This window comes from Faecalibacillus sp. MSK20_93, assembly GCF_020589945.1.
GTDB classification, from domain to species: domain Bacteria; phylum Bacillota_I; class Bacilli_A; order Erysipelotrichales; family Coprobacillaceae; genus Faecalibacillus; species Faecalibacillus intestinalis.
Genome location: NZ_JAJDKA010000006.1, coordinates 42,041 through 60,407, shown reverse-complemented (window position 1 = coordinate 60,407; position 18,367 = coordinate 42,041). Strand labels below are relative to the sequence as shown.

Annotated in this window: 19 protein-coding genes, 1 riboswitch and 1 other annotated feature; of the genes, 17 read left to right on the top strand and 2 right to left on the bottom strand. The window is 28.6% G+C overall.

The annotated features are described in order from the left end of the window. Positions 1 to 6 precede the first annotated feature (6 nt). A riboswitch (Lysine riboswitch) is annotated at positions 7 to 175 on the top strand. Between the two features lie 48 nt (positions 176 to 223). The 9 genes from LJD34_RS03425 (at position 224) to LJD34_RS03385 (ending at position 8,383) form a co-directional block, all read left to right on the top strand. Further along, a complete protein-coding gene (locus tag LJD34_RS03425) occupies positions 224 to 1,720 on the top strand; it encodes a Na+/H+ antiporter NhaC family protein (protein WP_227359178.1) in 1,497 nt (498 codons plus the stop codon). A 51-nt stretch (positions 1,721 to 1,771) separates the two neighbouring features. Beyond that, positions 1,772 to 2,449 carry a Pr6Pr family membrane protein gene (locus LJD34_RS03420; RefSeq protein ID WP_032089778.1) on the top strand — a complete coding sequence of 226 codons (678 nt, stop codon included), beginning with the start codon at positions 1,772 to 1,774 and terminating at the stop codon, positions 2,447 to 2,449. Between the two features lie 169 nt (positions 2,450 to 2,618). Continuing rightward, positions 2,619 to 3,542, top strand: a complete 924-nt coding sequence (locus tag LJD34_RS03415; protein WP_022002318.1) for an AEC family transporter — start codon at positions 2,619 to 2,621, stop codon at positions 3,540 to 3,542. Between the two features lie 9 nt (positions 3,543 to 3,551). After that, positions 3,552 to 3,956, top strand: a complete 405-nt coding sequence (locus tag LJD34_RS03410) for a GNAT family N-acetyltransferase (RefSeq protein ID WP_032089779.1) — start codon at positions 3,552 to 3,554, stop codon at positions 3,954 to 3,956. A gap of 142 nt (positions 3,957 to 4,098) precedes the next feature. Further along, positions 4,099 to 5,832, top strand: coding sequence for a hypothetical protein (locus LJD34_RS03405; protein ID WP_032089780.1), 1,734 nt, complete (start codon positions 4,099 to 4,101; stop codon positions 5,830 to 5,832). Positions 5,833 to 5,930: 98 nt separating this feature from the next. Beyond that, positions 5,931 to 6,164 (top strand) — a binding site (T-box leader). Positions 6,165 to 6,205: 41 nt separating this feature from the next. Continuing rightward, the gene (locus LJD34_RS03400) at positions 6,206 to 7,072 is read left to right on the top strand and encodes a shikimate dehydrogenase (RefSeq protein WP_227359177.1); all 867 of its coding nucleotides are present in this window, start codon (positions 6,206 to 6,208) and stop codon (positions 7,070 to 7,072) included. Between the two features lie 86 nt (positions 7,073 to 7,158). After that, positions 7,159 to 7,446, top strand: a complete 288-nt coding sequence (locus tag LJD34_RS03395; protein ID WP_227359176.1) for a putative quinol monooxygenase — start codon at positions 7,159 to 7,161, stop codon at positions 7,444 to 7,446. Further along, positions 7,446 to 7,967 (top strand): nitroreductase family protein, encoded by a 522-nt coding sequence (locus LJD34_RS03390; protein ID WP_227359175.1) that lies wholly within the window; start codon positions 7,446 to 7,448, stop codon positions 7,965 to 7,967. The genes LJD34_RS03395 and LJD34_RS03390 overlap by 1 nt, the downstream gene beginning before the upstream one ends. A gap of 2 nt (positions 7,968 to 7,969) precedes the next feature. Then, a complete protein-coding gene (locus tag LJD34_RS03385; RefSeq protein WP_227359174.1) occupies positions 7,970 to 8,383 on the top strand; it encodes a peptide deformylase in 414 nt (137 codons plus the stop codon). Positions 8,384 to 8,407: 24 nt separating this feature from the next. Here LJD34_RS03385 and LJD34_RS03380 read toward each other — a convergent pair whose 3' ends face one another. Next, the gene (locus tag LJD34_RS03380) at positions 8,408 to 9,571 is read right to left on the bottom strand and encodes an FprA family A-type flavoprotein (protein ID WP_147580581.1); all 1,164 of its coding nucleotides are present in this window, start codon (positions 9,569 to 9,571) and stop codon (positions 8,408 to 8,410) included. Between the two features lie 209 nt (positions 9,572 to 9,780). On the opposite strand from LJD34_RS03380, the gene LJD34_RS16580 reads away from it, so the two are divergent. From LJD34_RS16580 to LJD34_RS03360, 4 genes are all read left to right on the top strand, one after another. Continuing rightward, a complete protein-coding gene (locus LJD34_RS16580) occupies positions 9,781 to 10,359 on the top strand; it encodes a LytR/AlgR family response regulator transcription factor (RefSeq protein WP_227359190.1) in 579 nt (192 codons plus the stop codon). Positions 10,360 to 10,669: 310 nt separating this feature from the next. Next, positions 10,670 to 10,990: a MetQ/NlpA family ABC transporter substrate-binding protein gene (locus tag LJD34_RS16730; RefSeq protein ID WP_412301610.1), complete on the top strand. Its 321-nt coding sequence runs from the start codon at positions 10,670 to 10,672 to the stop codon at positions 10,988 to 10,990. Positions 10,991 to 11,351: 361 nt separating this feature from the next. Continuing rightward, positions 11,352 to 11,897 carry a V4R domain-containing protein gene (locus tag LJD34_RS03365; RefSeq protein WP_052010824.1) on the top strand — a complete coding sequence of 182 codons (546 nt, stop codon included), beginning with the start codon at positions 11,352 to 11,354 and terminating at the stop codon, positions 11,895 to 11,897. Then, complete coding sequence (locus LJD34_RS03360; RefSeq protein ID WP_032089787.1) at positions 11,884 to 13,170, top strand: diguanylate cyclase domain-containing protein; 1,287 nt, start codon at positions 11,884 to 11,886, stop codon at positions 13,168 to 13,170. Before LJD34_RS03365 ends, LJD34_RS03360 begins: the two co-directional genes overlap by 14 nt. 108 nt (positions 13,171 to 13,278) lie before the next feature. Here LJD34_RS03360 and LJD34_RS03355 read toward each other — a convergent pair whose 3' ends face one another. After that, positions 13,279 to 13,518 (bottom strand): hypothetical protein, encoded by a 240-nt coding sequence (locus LJD34_RS03355; protein WP_147580578.1) that lies wholly within the window; start codon positions 13,516 to 13,518, stop codon positions 13,279 to 13,281. A gap of 78 nt (positions 13,519 to 13,596) precedes the next feature. On the opposite strand from LJD34_RS03355, the gene LJD34_RS03350 reads away from it, so the two are divergent. The 4 genes from LJD34_RS03350 (at position 13,597) to LJD34_RS03335 (ending at position 18,362) form a co-directional block, all read left to right on the top strand. After that, a complete protein-coding gene (locus LJD34_RS03350) occupies positions 13,597 to 13,881 on the top strand; it encodes a DUF4143 domain-containing protein (RefSeq protein ID WP_394802867.1) in 285 nt (94 codons plus the stop codon). Positions 13,882 to 14,122: 241 nt separating this feature from the next. Continuing rightward, positions 14,123 to 16,690, top strand: a complete 2,568-nt coding sequence (gene clpB, locus LJD34_RS03345; RefSeq protein ID WP_032089790.1) for an ATP-dependent chaperone ClpB — start codon at positions 14,123 to 14,125, stop codon at positions 16,688 to 16,690. Between the two features lie 182 nt (positions 16,691 to 16,872). After that, positions 16,873 to 17,613: an RsmE family RNA methyltransferase gene (locus tag LJD34_RS03340; protein ID WP_032089791.1), complete on the top strand. Its 741-nt coding sequence runs from the start codon at positions 16,873 to 16,875 to the stop codon at positions 17,611 to 17,613. After that, complete coding sequence (locus tag LJD34_RS03335) at positions 17,610 to 18,362, top strand: hypothetical protein (protein ID WP_227359173.1); 753 nt, start codon at positions 17,610 to 17,612, stop codon at positions 18,360 to 18,362. The genes LJD34_RS03340 and LJD34_RS03335 overlap by 4 nt, the downstream gene beginning before the upstream one ends. Positions 18,363 to 18,367: the final 5 nt, after the last annotated feature.

Below are 18,367 nucleotides of genomic sequence, written 5' to 3'. Positions count from 1 at the left end.
AATAGAAGAATTGGTAGAGGTGCATGAATCAAGAGTAATTGTTGATAATGTTTGGTGACAGTCAACAATGAAAGGGAAACGTGCCGAAGAAAATAACAGCACCAAATGTTATTTATCTGGGAAATTATAAAATATATAATTTCTTGTCACTTTTTAGTGGAGAGCTATCTTGTATGTAAAGTACTTTGATATTCTCAAGGTACTTTTTTTATGGAGGAAAAGAATGAATTATGTAAAGACAATATGGGCTTTATTACCGCCTGTAATCGCAATTATTTTTGCTTTAAAAACAAAAGAAGTTTATATTTCATTACTCATTGGAATTGTTTCAGGAACTTTATTACTAACAAATTTTCATCTTATTGAAAGTTTAAATTTATTGTTTGATACAGTTGTTAATTGTTTAAGTAAACCTTCTAATATTGGAATTTTAATATTTTTAGTAATGTTAGGAATTATTGTGACTTTAATGACTAAAAGTGGAGGAAGTCAAGCTTATGGAAAATGGGCTAAAAAGAAGATGAAATCTTCTAAACAATCTTTGTTTTCTACTTTTATTTTAGGCGTTGTTATCTTTGTTGATGATTACTTTAACTGTTTAACAGTTGGAAGTGTTATGCGTGAAATCACAGATGAATTTAAAGTTTCAAGAGCAATGCTTGCCTATATTATTGATAGTACAGCAGCACCTGTTTGTATTATTGCACCTATTTCATCATGGGCTGCAGCTGTAAGTGGTTATACCTCAGGGGATGGTTTTCAATTGTTTTTAAATACAATTCCTTTTAATCTTTATGCTCTTTTAACAATTGTCATGGTTTGTTATGTTATTGGCAGTGAGTTTCATCTTGGAAAGATGAAAAAACATGAATTAGCTGCTCAAAATGGCGATGTTTGTTTTGGGGATGATTCTTATCAGACAAATGAAGAAATTTCTTATAATCAAAAGGGGAAAGTTCTAGATTTGATTTTACCTGTTATTGTTTTAATTATGAGTTGTATTATTGGGATGATTTATACTGGAGGATTCTTTGATGGAAAAGATTTAATTACTGCTTTTAGTCAATGTGATGCTTCGAGAGGGCTTGTTTATGGTACATTTGTTACTTTGATCTTTGTCTTTATTTTATATATTCCAAGAAAAATTATTTCTTATAATGAATTTGTAGAATGTATTCCTGAAGGTTTTAAAGCAATGGTTCCATCTATTTTGATTTTGGTTCTTGCATGGTCTTTAGGAGATTTAGTTTCTAATCAGTTACAAGCAGGGGCATTTGTTTATAATACGTTACAATCTGCTTCTATTTCAACAGCTATTTTACCAGCATGTTTATTTATTGTTGGGGCAGGTCTTTCTTTTTCAACAGGGACATCTTGGGGAACTTTTGGTATTTTGATTCCGATGGCAACTTCTTTATTTCCAGAAGGATCAACAATGTTGGTGATTTCCATTGCTTCCATTCTTGCAGGTGCCGTTTGTGGTGATCATATTTCACCTATTTCAGATACGACAATTATGGCTTCTACAGGGGCGCAATGTAATCATCTTTATCATGTAACCACTCAAATTCCATATGCCTTAGTTGTCGCAAGTGCTTGTTTTATAGGATATCTTGTTGCTGGATTTACACAAAATGTATTATTAACATTATTTGTTGCTTTTGTTTCATTAAGCATCATTATTTTTGTAATTCGTCTTTATCAAAAAAAGAGTTCATAAAAACATTTGAACCTCAAAATATATTGTGGTATAGTGTTGCGGGTGATAAAAATGAAAAAGAGTAAGATATCTTTAATAATGAAAATCATTGCAGTAGTCGCATCTCTTTATGGAATGTTACAATCATTAGATCATTGGATGTTTTTTACGTATTTTACGAATTTATCCAATATCTTTATAGATATTATGTTAGTGATTTTCATTATTTATGATCTAAAAAAAGCAAAATATATACCACAAGGGATGTACCTTATTAAATTTATGGCAACGATTTCCATTACATTAACGTTCTTTGTTTATATGTTGTTACTTGCACCAACGAATAGTCAGGGATTTATTGGTGCCTATTTAAATAATGGAGCAGGAAGTTTATGTGTACATTTCATTACACCAGTTCTTGCTATTATTGATTTTCTATTATTTAGTGAACACTATAGACCAGATGAAAAACATGTTTATTATTCAGTAGTACCACCACTTGTTTATGTAGGTTATGTGATTGTTTTAGGAAATGTTTTTCATATAAGATGGTACAAGGATATGTTGGCTCCTTATAATTTTTTAAATTATGGTGCGCCAACAGGATGGTTTGGATTTGATTTATCTTTATTAGGTTCAAAAACATTAGGTATTGGAACTTTCTATATGATTGTTGTTTTATTAATTATTTTTATTGGTTTAGGTACTTTATTTTTAAAATTAAAGAGAACAAAGAAAGATTTATATTAATCTTTGTTAGAATAATTAAAAGATTGTAATAATTTGGGATTACCCCTTTTATTACAATTTTTTTGTTATGATACACAGGCAAAAATGATATTATTTTAGTTTTTTGAAAAAAACAAAAGAAAAAATTGAATTGTGATAAGATAGTAAGGATTTATAGAGGGGGAAATTTATGGATATCATGGTTGTCTTTCAAACAATGTTAAAATTGTTTTTATTACTTATTTTAGGATTTGTTTTATTTAAATGTCATATTTTTGATGAATATACAAATAAAAAAATATCAGCTTTAATTGTCAATGTTGCTTCACCAATGTTGATTATTAGTTCTATTGCGGGGGTTGAAGGAAGTAATAAAAGTATTGTCTTTTTAATGATAGGTGCAGGTATTTTAATGTATATCGGTTTTATTATTTTAGGGAAAATCATTAATCGAATCTTTCCATTTCCTAAAAAAGATTGGCCTGTTTATGAATGTATGGTCGTTTTTGCGAATACAGGATTTATGGGATATCCTGTTTTATTAGATGTTTTTGGACAAGAAGCTGTTTTCTATGCATCACTTATTCATATGGCTTTTAACTTTTTTGTGTATACATACGCTATTATGTGTCTAACAAAAGGAGACGATAGTGAATTTAAATTAAATTTTAAACAATTATTAACACCAGGAATTATTTTGATTTTTGTAGGAATATTTATTTACTTATTCGATATTCAACTTCCTAGTGTACTTATGGATACGATTAATAGTGTTGGTTCACTTACAGCTCCACTTTCAATGATGATGATTGGTTCATCATTAGCTGTTTATCCTATTAAAGATAGTTTTACAGATTGGCGTAGTTATGTCTTTGCTTTTGTTCGTTTAATGATTGTTCCTTTTGTAACAATGATCATGTGTCGTTTATTACACATTGATGCTTATTACGCTAATATTACAATTATTACAAATGCGATGCCAGTAGGATCAATGGTTTTAATGCTGGCAACACAATATAATGCAAATGTAAAAATCGTTACAAGAAATATTGTTGTTTCAACTTTATTATCAGTGATTACAATTCCAATTGTTGTCGCAACAATGTTATTATAGGAGAAAAATATGAATTATAAAATTTATGATCAATTGCCTCAAGAAGCAAAAGAAATTAGAATTAAAGTTTTTATGGAAGAACAAGGATTTAAAGATGAATTTGATGATTTAGATGATCTTTGTCAACATCTTGTTGTTTTTGGAAATAATCAACCGATAGGAACATGTCGTTTTTATTATGATGAATCTTTAAAGTCAAATGTGCTTGGAAGAATTGCAGTTATTAAAGAATATCGAGGAAAAAAAGTAGGACAATATATTGTTAAAACTGCCTGTTCTTTAATTCAAGGAAATGTTTGTTTACATGCGCAATTACAAGCTAAACCTTTTTATGAAAAATTAGGCTTTAAAGCTTATGGTGAAATAGATTATGATGAATATTGTCCACATACTTGGATGAAAAAAGAGATGTGAAAACATCTTTTTATTATGTCAATAATTGACAATTGAAAGAGCTTACGCTACAATTTAGACAAAGGAGACACATAGTCTCATTATTTAATGATTTAATATGGTACAATAAGTCTCAATTAAGAAAAAGAAAGGAAAAATTCAAATGAAAATCAAAAAAATATTTTTATCAATGTTGTTGATGATCGTAGCTATATGCTTTTGTCCAACAAAAGTATTTGCGACAAGTACGATAGAAAGAACAACAACATTAGACGTAAGCAAATTTATTCAAGATGAGGAAAATAAAGAAGAAGGATGGAGTTGGAATTCAACTACAAATACATTAACATTAACAAATGTGAATTTTAATACGGGTGATAACAAGAGCATTGTTTTACCATCTGATAGAGATATACATATTGTATCAAATGGAAATAACAAGCTTATATCTAGCAAAACAGTCATTTATGGCAAAAAGGATGGTCCGGGATTTATTATATTTGGTGGCAATGGATTATTAGAATTAAACTCTAAGAAAGAATTACCAACAATAGATGCTAATGATCTTTTATTTGAAAGTGGAACAGTTAATGCTATTGGAGGCAGCATAATTACTATGCAAACTATAAAAGTTGACGGTGGATATGTCAAAGTTGATACCTCACAGGTAAGTGACGATGGTTGGACAGATGGACTCTATGCATGTGGAAGTATCGAAATATCTAGTGGGACAGTAGATATTATTTCAAACAGAGTAGGTATATTTGCTACAGGAACAGGACATCCAAATCCAACGACAGGAATAAAGATAACTGGAGGGAATATTGATGTATCAGCCAAATTATATGGAATGTGTTCAGGAAATAATACATACAAAAAAGACGTTTACATTGAAACAACAGGTACAATAGATTTTAAAGACAGTTCAATAGGTATAGCGTTGGCAAATGGAAATTTAACAATAAAAAAAGGAAACATTATTTTAAAAGAAGGCAACCAATTATATGTGAATTCTAAAAGTAACACGCAAGGAACAGTAACAATTGAAAAAGCTGATTATACAAAAGTTAATGAAGCAAAATCAAAAGTACCAGCTGATTTAAGCGTTTATACGGATGAATCGGTAAAAGCATTACAAGATACTTTAGCAGCTGTTGTAGAAGATAAGGATGTTACTGAACAAATTGCTGTTAATGGTTATGCAACATCAATTGAAAATGCTATTGTAGGTTTAAAATATAAACCTGCTGACTACACAAAAGTCAATGAAGCAAAAGCAAAAGTGCCAAGTGATTTAAGTATCTATGCAGATGAAACAGTAAAGACATTAAAAGATGCTCTTGCTTTAGTAGAAGAAGGAAAGAATATTACCGAACAAGCAACGGTAGATGGTTATGCAGATGCAATTAATAAAGCTATTGAAGGACTTGTAAAGAAACCTATCATATATAAAGTTATTGAAGGTGAAGGAGGAACTTTTGTTAAGAAAAGTGGAAAAGATATTTCAATACGAATAGATCATGAATATACAGAAAATGTAAAAGTTGAAGTAGATGGAAAAGAAGTTTCTAAGACAAATTATAAAGTGATAAAAGGATCAACAATTGTTACGTTTAATAAGGAATATTTAGAATCATTACCTGTTGGTAATCATGAGGTCAAGGTTTATTTTGAAGATGGTTATGCAACAACAACTTTAATCATTAAAGAACAAACAAAAGATAATAATGAAAAGAAAGATACCATATCAAATAATCAAGAAAATGTAAAAGCTGAAAATAAACAAGAAGTTAAAAAGGTAAATACAGGTGATAATACAAATATTATAGGTATTACTTTATTATTGGTAGGAAGTTTGATAGTTTTAATTTATTTAAATAAAAAGAAAACAGCTTAATTAAGAAGATATCGTCATAGTAGGCGATATCTTTTATTAGGTATATTAATAGATATAAAAAATCTTTGACAAATAAATGATGAAGTGGTTTAATACAAATAAATACAGTGAAAAGAAGTAGTAGATGATTAAAACATAAGTAGAGAGCTTTTGGTTGGTGAAAAAAAGTTATGTTTGATGATTGAATTCCTCTTGGAGTAGAGTATTGAAGTTAGTAAATATCTCCGGTAACACCCGTTAACGTGTATGAGTATGTAGGTACTTAGTAAGGTTATTATTGTGAAATAATAACGAAGTAAGGTGGTAACGCGATGGTCTCTTTCGTCCTTATGGGATGAAGAGACTTTTTTATTAATATATGGGGGAAATAAAAATGGAAAAGAGAATTACAGGACATACAGAATTATTAGGACTTATTGCTACACCAATTAGACATTCTAAATCACCAGTGATGCACAATGCTGCATGCCGTGCTTTAGGCTTAGATTATGCATATTTAGCTTTTGATATTCAACCAGATCAATTAGAAGATGCAGTAAAAGGTTTCAAAGCTTTAAATGTAAGAGGATGGAATGTTTCAATGCCTTATAAAACAACAATTGGTCAATATTTAGATCATATTACACCAATTGCTAAAATGTGTGGCGCTATTAATACTGTTATTAATGATCATGGTGTTTTAACTGGAACTATTACAGATGGAACAGGTTATATGACAGCTTTAAAAGATCAAGGAATTGATATTATTGGTAAAAAGATGACAATTGTTGGTGCAGGTGGAGCAGCTACTGCAATCGTCATGCAAGCTGCATTAGATGGTGTTAAAGAAATCAGTATTTTCAATATTAAAGATGCTTCATGGGATCGTGCTTTAGAAAATGTAGAAAAAATCAATTCACAAACTCAATGTAAAGCACAATTATTTGATTTAAATGATCATGAAACATTAAGAAAAGAAATCAATGAGTCAATTATTTTTACAAATGCAACAAATGTAGGTATGGGTAAATTAGAAGGAAAAATGGTTTTACCAGATACTTCTTATTTAAGAAAAGATTTAATTGTTTCAGATGTTATTTATATGCCAGAAAAAACACAATTATTAGAAGAAGCTGAAAAAATAGGATGTAAAACAATTAATGGTCTAGGAATGATGCTTTATCAAGGAGCTGCTTCATTTAAATTATGGACAGATCAAGATATGCCAATTGATGTTGTAAAAGAAGCTTTAGACTTTTAAAATGTTATGCAGTGCATAGCATTTTTTTATTTGACAAATAGAATATTTTATTATATTGTTGATATATCAACTAATGGAGGTATACTATGATTAAAATTGTTGCAGAAAATTATATTAAAGAAGAATATCAAAAAGAATTTTTAAAACTTACAAAAGAACTTATTATTTTAAGTAGAGAAGAAAAAGGAAATATCTCTTATCATCTTTATCAAGATATTAATGATGATAGTCATTTTACTTTTATTGAAGAATGGCAAAACCAAGAAGCAATTGATGAACATAATCAAACAAAACACTTTACAACAATTGTTCCTCAAATCAAAAGCTTTGCTTCAAAACCTTCAAGAGCAATTAAATATAAAGAGGTGCAATAATGAATACATTAGAAACAATTTTTACAAGAAAAAGTGTTCGACAATTTAAAAATCAAAAAGTAGATGAAAAAGACATCAAAACAATCTTAAAAGCAGGAATGTCAGGACCAACATGTGTTAATTCAAAAGATTGGTCATTTATCGTTGTTGACGATCCAGAAGTTCTTCATAAAATGTATCAAGCAAATGGTGTACCAGCGAAACCATTACTTGAATGTGCTTTTGCTATTTTAATTTGTGGAGATTACTCAAAAGCATTTAAATTCTCTAAAGATTATTTTGCTGTAGATGGTTCTATTGCTGGACAAAATATGATTTTAGCAGTTTGGTCTTTAGGTATTGGAAGTGTTTGGCTTGGTACATGGCCACAAATGGATCGTGTTTTTGCCCAAAGTAAATTGTTTGATTTACCCAATGATCAAATTCCTCATTCAATTATTGCTTTTGGTTATCCTCTAGATGAAATTAAAGAGAAAGAAGAATATTATGATGAAGCTGTTGTTCATTATAATAAGTGGTAAAAATGGTTAAAGAAATTATTAAAGATGAATTCTTTTTAAAACAAAAATCAAAGTCATGTACAAAAGAGGATTTATATATCGCCAATGAATTATTAGAAACAATTCAAGCTTACAAAGAACAATGTGTTGGTATGGCAGCGAATATGATTGGATATTTAAAAACAATGATGGTTGTTTTAGATGAAAATAAATATCTTATTTTAATTAATCCTGTTATTTTAAAAACAAGTGGAAAAACGTATCAAATAGAAGAAGGTTGTCTATCATTACAAGGTGTAAGAAAGACACAAAGATATGAAAGTATCAAAGTAAGTTATTTAGATCAAGATTTTAAAAAGAAAATTAAAACGTTTAAAGGGTATACAGCTCAAATCATTCAACATGAACTTGATCATTTTGAAGGAAAAATCATATAAAAAAATCAGCAATAGCTGATTTTTTTAATGACATATTTCTTCAACAAGTTGATTAATTGCCTCTTGATTTTCATCTTTATAAGTAGATTTAATTGTGACCGTATTTTCACAAATAGTAATATTTTTCATTGGAGTAAGCATATCTTTCATCACTTTATTTGCAAGAGGAGCCCAAGAACCATTTTCAATAAGTCCAACAGTTTTATTTTGATATCCTTTATGTTGTAATCTATGTAAGAAATCTTCCATTGGACTAAAGACACCACCATCGTAAGTAGCTCCAGCTAAAATCATTTTAGAATATCTAAAAGCATCTTCAACTGCTTCAGCCATGTCATCTCTTGTAAGATCAGTGAAGGCAACTTTAACACCTTTTTCTTTTAATAAATCAACTACTTTTAAAGCCACTTCTTTGGTATTTCCATGGATAGAAGCACTGGCCACTAAAACACCTTCATCTTCACTTTGATAACTACTCCAAATTTGGTATTTATCAATATAATATCCTAAATTATCTTTTAAAATAGGGCCATGTAAAGGACAAATCATTTTAATATCTAAAGTGCTGGCTTTTTTTAATAAAGTTTGTACAGGAGCACCATATTTACCAACAATATTAAAATAATAACGTCTTGCTTCACAAGCCCAATCTTCATCATGTGATAAAGCCCCAAATTTACCAAAGCCGTCTGCTGAGAATAATATTTTTTCAGTTGTTTCATATTCAACCATTACTTCAGGCCAATGCACCATCGGTGCCATGATAAATTTCAAATGATGATTTCCTAAATCTAATTCTTCTCCTTCTTTAACCACAATACATCTTTCATCTAATCCTTCAATATTAAAAAATTGAGGAAGCATCGCTTTTGCTTTGGCACTTAAAACAAGTTTTGCTTCTTTATACTTTTCTGTAAATAATTGAATATTTGCGGAATGATCAGGTTCTAAATGAGAAACAATCAAATAATCAGGAACATGTTCCTTTAATTCCTTATCTAAATTATCAAACCATTCTTTTGTCTTTCTTGCATCAACTGTATCCATAACTGCAATCTTTTCATCTAAAATAAGATAAGAGTTATAACTAACCCCATTAGGTACAATATATTGACTTTCAAAAAGATCGAGTGTTGTATCATCAACCCCAATATATTTAATCGAATCACTAATTATAACATTATTCATAATAATCCTCCTTTTAGTCATTATAACACTAATTTCTTAATGAAATATTGTTTTCGTGATATGAAAATAATATTTTATAAAAATTTCTTACCAAAAATAAAGGAGAGATATATTATTATCGATAAAATCAAAGTATTAAGGAGTATGTTATGAGAAAAATAGCTATTTGTGATGATAGTAAATTGGATCGATAGCTTTTAAAAGTTGTTATACAAACATATTTTGAAAATAATGAAGAAGAATTTAAAATCTTTGAATATGAATTAGGAGATAATTTATTAGATGATATTGAAGTAGAACTCTTATTTCTAGATATCATTATGAATGGAATGAAGATAGCTAGAAAATTAAGAGATATTCAATTTAAAGCACCAATCATCTTTCTTACAGCTCATGCAGACTATGCGGTAGAAAGTTATGAAGTATATGTTGCGGGATATTTGTTAAAACCTTATGATACAAATAAATTAACATTGCTTTTAGATGAAGTATTACAAAGAAGTGTTCAAAAAAGAATTGCTGTTAAAGTTAAAAAACAACATCGATATCTTGAAATTAATGATATTATGTATGTTGAAAGTGATAAACATGTATTAAATATTCATTTAAAAGATAGTAGAGTGATTCAAACAACAGAAAAGTTGAGTGAATTAGAAAAAACGATTAATTCAAAAAGATTTATTCGGTGTCACCAAAGTTATCTTGTTAATATGGATTATATAAAAGATGCGAAAACAGATTTTATTCTTAGTAATGATATAAGAATACCAATTAGAGTAAGAGGATGAAAAGAAATTATTGAAAGATATCATAAGTATTATAGTTCAGAAAGAATGAATGATCATTTATAAGGTACAATTGTTAGTTAATAAAACAATTGTACTTTTTAACATGTGGAAAAGTCTTTTATGAAATAGGGTACATTAAAATAGAAAAGTATTTTAATGCTTTTTAAGTTGGAGGAATTTTGAAATTTATAAAATGATGTAATAAATAGAATTTGATTATAATTGTAGTTATATTATATCTCAAAATTCAAAGAACAATTTTGCCAATTTATAGATACAAATGCAAAAACTTTGTCAAAGATATTGAAGGATATCAATCAAGCAAAGATGGAAAAAAGTTATCAAAATTGGTACATGTGGTTCAGCAGATACATTTAGAGCTGTACAAAAAGTTTTAGATGCTTATAATTTACCTAATGAGGCTTTAAATAATGGTGAAATTGATTTAAATTCATTCCAACATAAAGCTTATTTAGAAAATGAATGCAAAAAACAAGGGCATGATTTAACGACTATTGGAGATACATCTTCTGCTCCTTTTACATTATATTCTAAAAACGTAGATTCTTTAAAAGCATTAAAAACATTAGCTAGGGGAAAAATGAAGAAAACACTTTATGTTTTTATTTGAAAAGAATGTATATGCTTTAGAAACAAGTAAAATCTTTTCAGATGAAATAAATAGGATCATTGTAATGGGTCTATTATAGTGTAATATCATTATTATGGTCATTAAAGAAACAAGACGTAGAAAATGACAAAACTCATTTTCTTTTTATTTCTTTTTTTATAGAGAGAATATTTCTTTTTTTGACATGCAATTCCTTGAAAAAAAAGATATTTTTATATCCTTATAATAACGCTTACAATTGAAATTGTATTTTAAAATTATGATGATATAATAAGCTACGAACTTAAACAAATTTTAAAGAGAAAAAAGAACTTCAGGAATAATGAAGATAAATATTTATATGAATGTTAGGAGGGAAAATATGAAAAATATCTTTGAAGTATCTCTTGAAAGCCATTATCAATTTGAATGGGATAAATTAGGAAATATCAAAAAAGGAAGAGAACATTTAGGTGAGGAAATGCCGGTTCTTGTCTATAGATTATTAGAATACAGTATGAATGATGTCTTGTTTAAAAATTTTGGTATTGAAAAAACAGATGAAATTTTTAGACAAGCTGGTTATCTTGCAGGATGTGAATTTGCGAAAAATGCATTGCCTCTTGATGCTGATGAAAGTACATTTGTAAGTACGCTTGCTCAAACTTTAGAAACTTTAAAAGTAGGTATTTTAAGAATGGAAGAAGCGGACTTTGAAAAAGGTGAATTTGTAATTACAATTCATGAAGATCTTGATTGTAGTGGATTGCCACCAACAGGTGAAGTTGTATGTAAATATGATGAAGGTTTTTTTGCGGGAATTTTAGAAGCATATACCAAGAAGCCTTTTAAAGTAAGAGAAGTTGATTGCTGGTCTAGTGGAAGTAGAGTATGTCGTTTTAAAGGGACAGTAGATGATGATCGATAAGGATCAAGAACTTTTCTTAGATTACATTAAACAACTTTTATATAACACAGATGAAGCAACACTTTGTCGTGATGAACTTTCAGATGATGTAACACAGCTTGCAGATGGAATTGAATATTTAGGTGAAGTGATCAAAGATGAAAAGATTGTTTTATCTAAAATGGCCCAAGGAGAAGTAGATGAAGAATTTTCTATATCTCACAATTATTTAGCGGCTCCTGTTAAAAGCATTCAAAGTAATTTAAAGCATTTATCATGGGTTGCTCAAAGAGTTGCGGCTGGTGATTATAAACAACATGTTTCAAGCTTAGGAAGCTTTTCTGATTCATTTAATGAAATGATTGATCAATTAAGCCATTATCGAGAAAAGATGGAACATATCAGTAATACAGATGTCTTAACGGGAACTGCGAATCGACGTGCTTTTAATCAAATGATTAAAAAGCTTTGGGATAAAGATATTCCTTGTGCCATTGTATTTATTGATATTGATGGTTTGAAGTATGTAAATGATAATTATGGTCATTCTGGAGGAAATCGCTATATTAAAGAAGTATGTCAAATCTTGAAAATGAATTTAAAAGAAGATGAATTTATTTTTAGAATTGGTGGGGATGAACTACTTATTTTATCTAAAAAAGAAGATGCACATATATGTGAAGAACGTCTACTAGAAATACGCTTACAATTTAGAGAAGAAATGAAAAAGAAAGTACCGTATCCATGTGATTTTAGTTTTGGTTGTGTGGATATTGATAAAAAAGAAAACAAAACAATTAGTGAATATTTAAGTCTTGCTGATAAAAAAATGTATCATTTTAAAATGCAACATTATATTGATCAAAGACGACCTAAATACAGTAATCATATTGATAAAAGTGGTTTAGATAGTCGTATTTTTGATGCTTTTTCTCAAACATCAATCAACCGCTATGCTTATATATGTAATATGGAAACAAATGTTTCAAGATGGTCCGTACAAGCTGTCAAAGACTTTGATTTGCCTTATGAATATATGTATGATGCAGGTAAAATATGGGAAGAACATATTCATCCAGATGATTGTAAAGAATATGAAGAAGATATTGAAGCAGTTTTCTCTGGAAAGAAAGAATGTCATGATTTAACATATCGTGCACGTTTAAAAAATGGTAAATATATAAAATGTCGTTGTGAAGGATATGTCTTAAGAGGAAGAACGGCTAAAGAACCCAATCTTTTTGCAGGAATACTTACACGAGTCGATGAAGCAGTGAATTATGAAGAAAGATAGTTTTAAGTGGGATCAAGGTGATCTCACTTTTTTATTTATCAAAAAAGAAAAGACTAAGAACACCTAAAATAAAACATCCAGAGCAATCACATTGATAATTTGTTCGATTCAATTTGATTTTGATTTAAAAGTAAACAAAATCATACCAATAACAGTTGTTCCAAAGAATAAACAAATTGGAAATGTCATGATTTGAGGTAAAAGGCATGCAAAGTGAATACTTTTTCTACCGGTATTAAACCAATAAAAAGGAGAAAGAACACATAACTGTTTATTTAAAAAATGAATGTTTCGTCTCTTTAAAGCAACAAGTATTTTCCAAAGTACTTTCCCACAACCAATATACAAAGAATGACCTCTATAAAAAGAACAAATTATGAAAATGTGAAGCAATTAAAAGTATGGTTATACAAAAGAAAAGAATATTTGAAGATACTTGAAAAGTACTATATTGTAGATATTGGAATGCGCTATATGTTACTAGGAACACAAAAAATAGATGCTGGACATATTTTAGAAAATGTTGTGTATTTAGAATTATTAAGAAGAGAAAATAAAGTATTTGTAGGGAAAGTTGATCATTTTGAAGTGGATTTTGTTGCGCAAAATTCTAAAGGTATCGAATACTATCAAGTTGCATTAACTGTACGTGATGAAAAAACACTTCAAAGAGAGTTAAGACATCTTCAAGCTATTCAAGAATTACCCTAAAGTTATTCTTACAATGGATGATGATCCTGAAGTGCAATATGAAGGAATACGACGTATTAATGCACGAAATTGGTTATTAGGGCTAATTGAATAGTTTTATTAGTGTTAAATAATATAGAATAGGGGATCTTTTAAAGAGGATTTTTTTAATTTTTTAGCACTTAAGTGTTGACAGTGCTAAAAATATGGATATAATAAAATTAGCACTAGGGATAAAGGAGTGCTAAAGGAGAGTGATAACATGGATATCGAAAAATTTACAGCCAAGATGCAAGAGGCAATTCAAAAAGCAAGTCAATTAGCATTAAGTTATAAGCATCAAGTAATTGACATTGAACATGTATTGTATGTTTTATTGAATGATAGTAGTGGTATTTTTCCAAGGGTGTTATCTAAGCTAAATAAAGATAAAAATCATTTCATTCAAGTATTAGAACAAAGGCTTCAACAAAAAACGACACTTGAAAATATTGATGTCAATAGCATGAGAATAAGCTATAGCTTAAATGATTTACTTGCGAAAGCAAATAGTCAAATGACATCGTTTAAAGATGAATATATGTCTGTAGAACATGTCATTATGGCTTTATTTGAAATAAATGAAAATTGGGTCAAAGATTTATTAAACCAAGAAGGTATGAATAAAAAGGATACAAAAAAGGTGATTTTAGAAATGCGGGGTGATCATATGGTAGACAATCCAAATCCAGAAAATACTTATGAAGTATTAGAAAAATATGGACGTGACTTAACAAAAGATGTGGAAAATGGAAAATTAGATCCAGTTATTGGACGTGATGATGAAATTCGTCGTGTGATTCAAATCTTGTCACGTAAAACAAAAAATAATCCAATTTTAATTGGTGAACCAGGTGTTGGTAAAACAGCCATCGTTGAAGGATTGGCATGGCGTATTTATAAAAATGATGTACCAATTTCTTTACAAAATAAAACTTTATATGAACTTGATTTAGGTTCACTTGTAGCTGGTGCTAAATACCGTGGTGAATTTGAAGAAAGATTGAAAGCAGTTTTAGGTGAAATTAAAAAAGCAAATGGAAATATCATCTTATTTATTGATGAAATCCATCAATTAGTTGGTGCTGGTAAAACAGATGGTGCGATGGATGCTGCTAACTTATTAAAACCAATGTTGGCTCGTGGTGAACTTCATTGTATTGGAGCAACGACTTTAGATGAATATAGACAATATATTGAAAAAGATGCAGCTCTTGAAAGACGTTTCCAAAAGGTACAAGTTGATGAACCAACAATTGATGATAGTATTGCTATCTTACGTGGTTTAAAAGATTCTTTTGAAAGACATCATGGGGTTAAAATCAATGATAGTGCTATTATTGGGGCTGTTAATTTATCACAAAGATATATTACGGATCGTTTCTTACCAGATAAAGCCATCGATTTAATCGATGAAGCGTGCGCTTCAATTCGTATGGAAATTGATTCTTTACCAGAAGAATTAGATGGTATTACACGTGAAAAGAATCGATTAGAAATGGAAAGAATTTCGATTGAAAAAGAAGATAGTAATGAAGATAATGTAAAACGTTTAAATGATATTAAAGAACGTATTGCTTCTTTAACTGAACAAGAAACAGCATTAAAAGCAAAATGGAAAGAAGAAAAGTCTTCATTAGATCATATTAAAGAATTAAAGAATCAAAAAAATAAACTTGTAGCTTTACAAGATAAATATATGCAAGAAGGTAATTTACAAGAAGCTTCTAAACTTCAATATGGTGATATTCCAAAAATCACCAAAGAAATTGCTGATCTTGAAGCAAAAGAATCGGATGATGCTTTACTTCAAGAAAAAGTAACTGTTGATAATGTCTCAGAAGTTATTTCAAGATGGACAGGTATTCCAATGAATAAATTAATGGCTTCTGAAAGAGAAAAACTTTTAGCCTTAGATGATACATTAAAAGTACGTGTTATTGGTCAAGATGATGCAATCACTAAAGTAACAGATGCTATCTTACGTAGCCGTGCTGGTATCAATGATGAAGAAAAACCAATTGGTTCCTTCTTATTCTTAGGTCCAACTGGGGTTGGTAAAACAGAAGTGGCTAAAGCTTTAGCAGAACAATTATTTGATACTGAAAAGAATATTGTGCGTATTGATATGTCTGAATATATGGAAAAATTCAGTGTCTCTCGTTTAGTAGGAGCTCCACCAGGATATGTTGGTTATGAAGAAGGTGGACAATTAACAGAAGCAGTAAGACGTCATCCTTATAGTATTGTATTATTGGATGAAATTGAAAAAGCCCATCCTGATGTTTTCAATATCTTACTTCAAGTCTTAGATGATGGACGTATTACAGATAGTAAAGGTAATACAGTTAGCTTTAAAAATACAATTATTATCATGACAAGCAATATTGGTTCTCAATATTTATTAGAAGGAAATAATGAAGAAAATAGAAAACTTGTCAAAGAAGAATTAAAAGCGCACTTTAAACCAGAATTCTTAAATCGTATTGATGAAATTGTTATGTTTAATTCATTAGATAGTTCAGTAGTAAGAAAAATTATTGATAAATTTATTGGTCAATTAGTTCATCGTTTACAAGATAAAAAGATTACGATTTCTTTAACTGATCAAGCTTATCAAATGATTCAAGAAGAAGGATTTGATCCAATCTATGGAGCAAGACCATTAAAGAGATTTATTCAATCTCAAATTGAAACAAAACTTGCTAAAGAAATTATTAAAGGAACAGTTCATCAAGGACAACATGTAGAAGTTGATTATCAAGATGGATTTGTTTTAAAAGCTCAATAAGGAAGTAGTATAAAAGCTACTTCTTTTTTTATAAAACTATTTTGTATTTAGAAAGAAAATAATAGCTAATTAAGTACGAAAAATCGTACTTTTCTTTTTGAAATTGTAGGAATATAAATAAAAATGTAAAATTGTTTTTTCTTGGGGAAATATTATGCTAGAATATGTTGGGGTGAAAGACGATGCAAAAATATTTTATAAATGAAAATATCGAATTAAATAAATCTTTCAAAATAGAAAGTAGTGATCAACATCATATAGAAAAAGTAATGCGTAATAAAAATGGTGATCAAATTATTTGTGTAGACTTAAAACATATTCAATATTTATGTTTAATTGAAAATGTTCAAGAAGGTACAATTTTACCAATTGAAAAATTAGATATTAATAATGAATTAGATGTAGAAGTTACACTTGTTTATGCTTTACCTAAAGGAGATAAATTTGAATTTGTTTTACAAAAAGCCTGTGAGTTAGGAGTTCATCATATTATTCCATTAAGTTCTAAAAGATGTGTTGTTAAACTTACTAAAGACAAATTCAATAAAAAACTGCCCCGCTATCAAAAAATATTAAAAGAAGCAAGTGAACAATCAGGAAGAAATAGAATACCTTCAATAGAAGAAGTAAAAACAATTAAAGAATTAAAACCCTATTTAAAAGATTATAATTTAGTGGCTTATGAAGAAACTGCTAAACAACATGAACATGGTGAATTATTTCATACTTTACAACAATTAAAAGCAGGGGATCAATTATTGATTATTGTTGGTTGTGAAGGTGGCTTTGATGAAAGTGAAATTCAAGAATTAAACGAGATGGGCGTTAAATGTTGTTCATTAGGTAACCGTATTTTAAGAAGTGAAACAGCACCACTTTATTTAATGAGTGTCATTGGTTATTCAAGGGAGCTTATAAAATGATTAAATTATTAAAGAAATATGGGGTAGAGTTAAAATTAAAAAAATGTGATTTGTTTCGTCTTATTGAAGGACAAAAAGATACTTTTCTTGAAGATGGTTTTGCTTTTAAAATGACAAATGAAGAAGAAATGTTTAAATATGAAGTGATTTTAAATGGTATTTATAATAAGACAAAAATAGAAGGGGAATATAAGCGATTTGTTTATGAGACACAAGATGCTATTCAATATTTAAATTATGAAGAAAAACAAAAAATGTTTAATAGTATTATTAGTGAAACGTTAAAAAATTTAAAACTTATGAAAGCTGATCAACAAATTATTTTAATTCCTTATTTAGAACCTTTTATAAATGAAAGATATTTAAATAATTATATGTTATTAACATTAAAACAACATCAATTGTATGTTAAAGATTATCAAAGAAATATAGAAATTCCTTATCAACTTTATGGTTTAAAAGTATTACGTTCTGCTTTTTCTTCTTTAAAAGGAATAGCTGAAGATGAAAATTATGAATATTATTATTATGATGGTTTAAAGAAAATCTATATTTTTGATAAGAAAGAATATGGTTTAGTAGATAGTTTTCCAATAATTGATAAATATTTCCAAGGAAATACATCTTTAGATGATATAAGAGAAATTATGACTTATTATAAACAACCTCAACAATTTATAAATCAATTACATGAATTAAATTATTTAAGTGATAAAGTACATAAAAAAATTATGAAAAAATTAAAGTAGGTGAA

Coding starts and splice junctions, on each gene's coding strand:
- LJD34_RS03425 (WP_227359178.1), top strand. CDS start 224: ATGAATTATGTAAAGACAATATGGGCTTTATTACCGCCTGTAATCGCA.
- LJD34_RS03420 (WP_032089778.1), top strand. CDS start 1,772: ATGAAAAAGAGTAAGATATCTTTAATAATGAAAATCATTGCAGTAGTC.
- LJD34_RS03415 (WP_022002318.1), top strand. CDS start 2,619: ATGGATATCATGGTTGTCTTTCAAACAATGTTAAAATTGTTTTTATTA.
- LJD34_RS03410 (WP_032089779.1), top strand. CDS start 3,552: ATGAATTATAAAATTTATGATCAATTGCCTCAAGAAGCAAAAGAAATT.
- LJD34_RS03405 (WP_032089780.1), top strand. CDS start 4,099: ATGAAAATCAAAAAAATATTTTTATCAATGTTGTTGATGATCGTAGCT.
- LJD34_RS03400 (WP_227359177.1), top strand. CDS start 6,206: ATGGAAAAGAGAATTACAGGACATACAGAATTATTAGGACTTATTGCT.
- LJD34_RS03395 (WP_227359176.1), top strand. CDS start 7,159: ATGATTAAAATTGTTGCAGAAAATTATATTAAAGAAGAATATCAAAAA.
- LJD34_RS03390 (WP_227359175.1), top strand. CDS start 7,446: ATGAATACATTAGAAACAATTTTTACAAGAAAAAGTGTTCGACAATTT.
- LJD34_RS03385 (WP_227359174.1), top strand. CDS start 7,970: ATGGTTAAAGAAATTATTAAAGATGAATTCTTTTTAAAACAAAAATCA.
- LJD34_RS03380 (WP_147580581.1), bottom strand. CDS start 9,571: ATGAATAATGTTATAATTAGTGATTCGATTAAATATATTGGGGTTGAT.
- LJD34_RS03365 (WP_052010824.1), top strand. CDS start 11,352: ATGAAAAATATCTTTGAAGTATCTCTTGAAAGCCATTATCAATTTGAA.
- LJD34_RS03360 (WP_032089787.1), top strand. CDS start 11,884: ATGATGATCGATAAGGATCAAGAACTTTTCTTAGATTACATTAAACAA.
- clpB (WP_032089790.1), top strand. CDS start 14,123: ATGGATATCGAAAAATTTACAGCCAAGATGCAAGAGGCAATTCAAAAA.
- LJD34_RS03340 (WP_032089791.1), top strand. CDS start 16,873: ATGCAAAAATATTTTATAAATGAAAATATCGAATTAAATAAATCTTTC.
- LJD34_RS03335 (WP_227359173.1), top strand. CDS start 17,610: ATGATTAAATTATTAAAGAAATATGGGGTAGAGTTAAAATTAAAAAAA.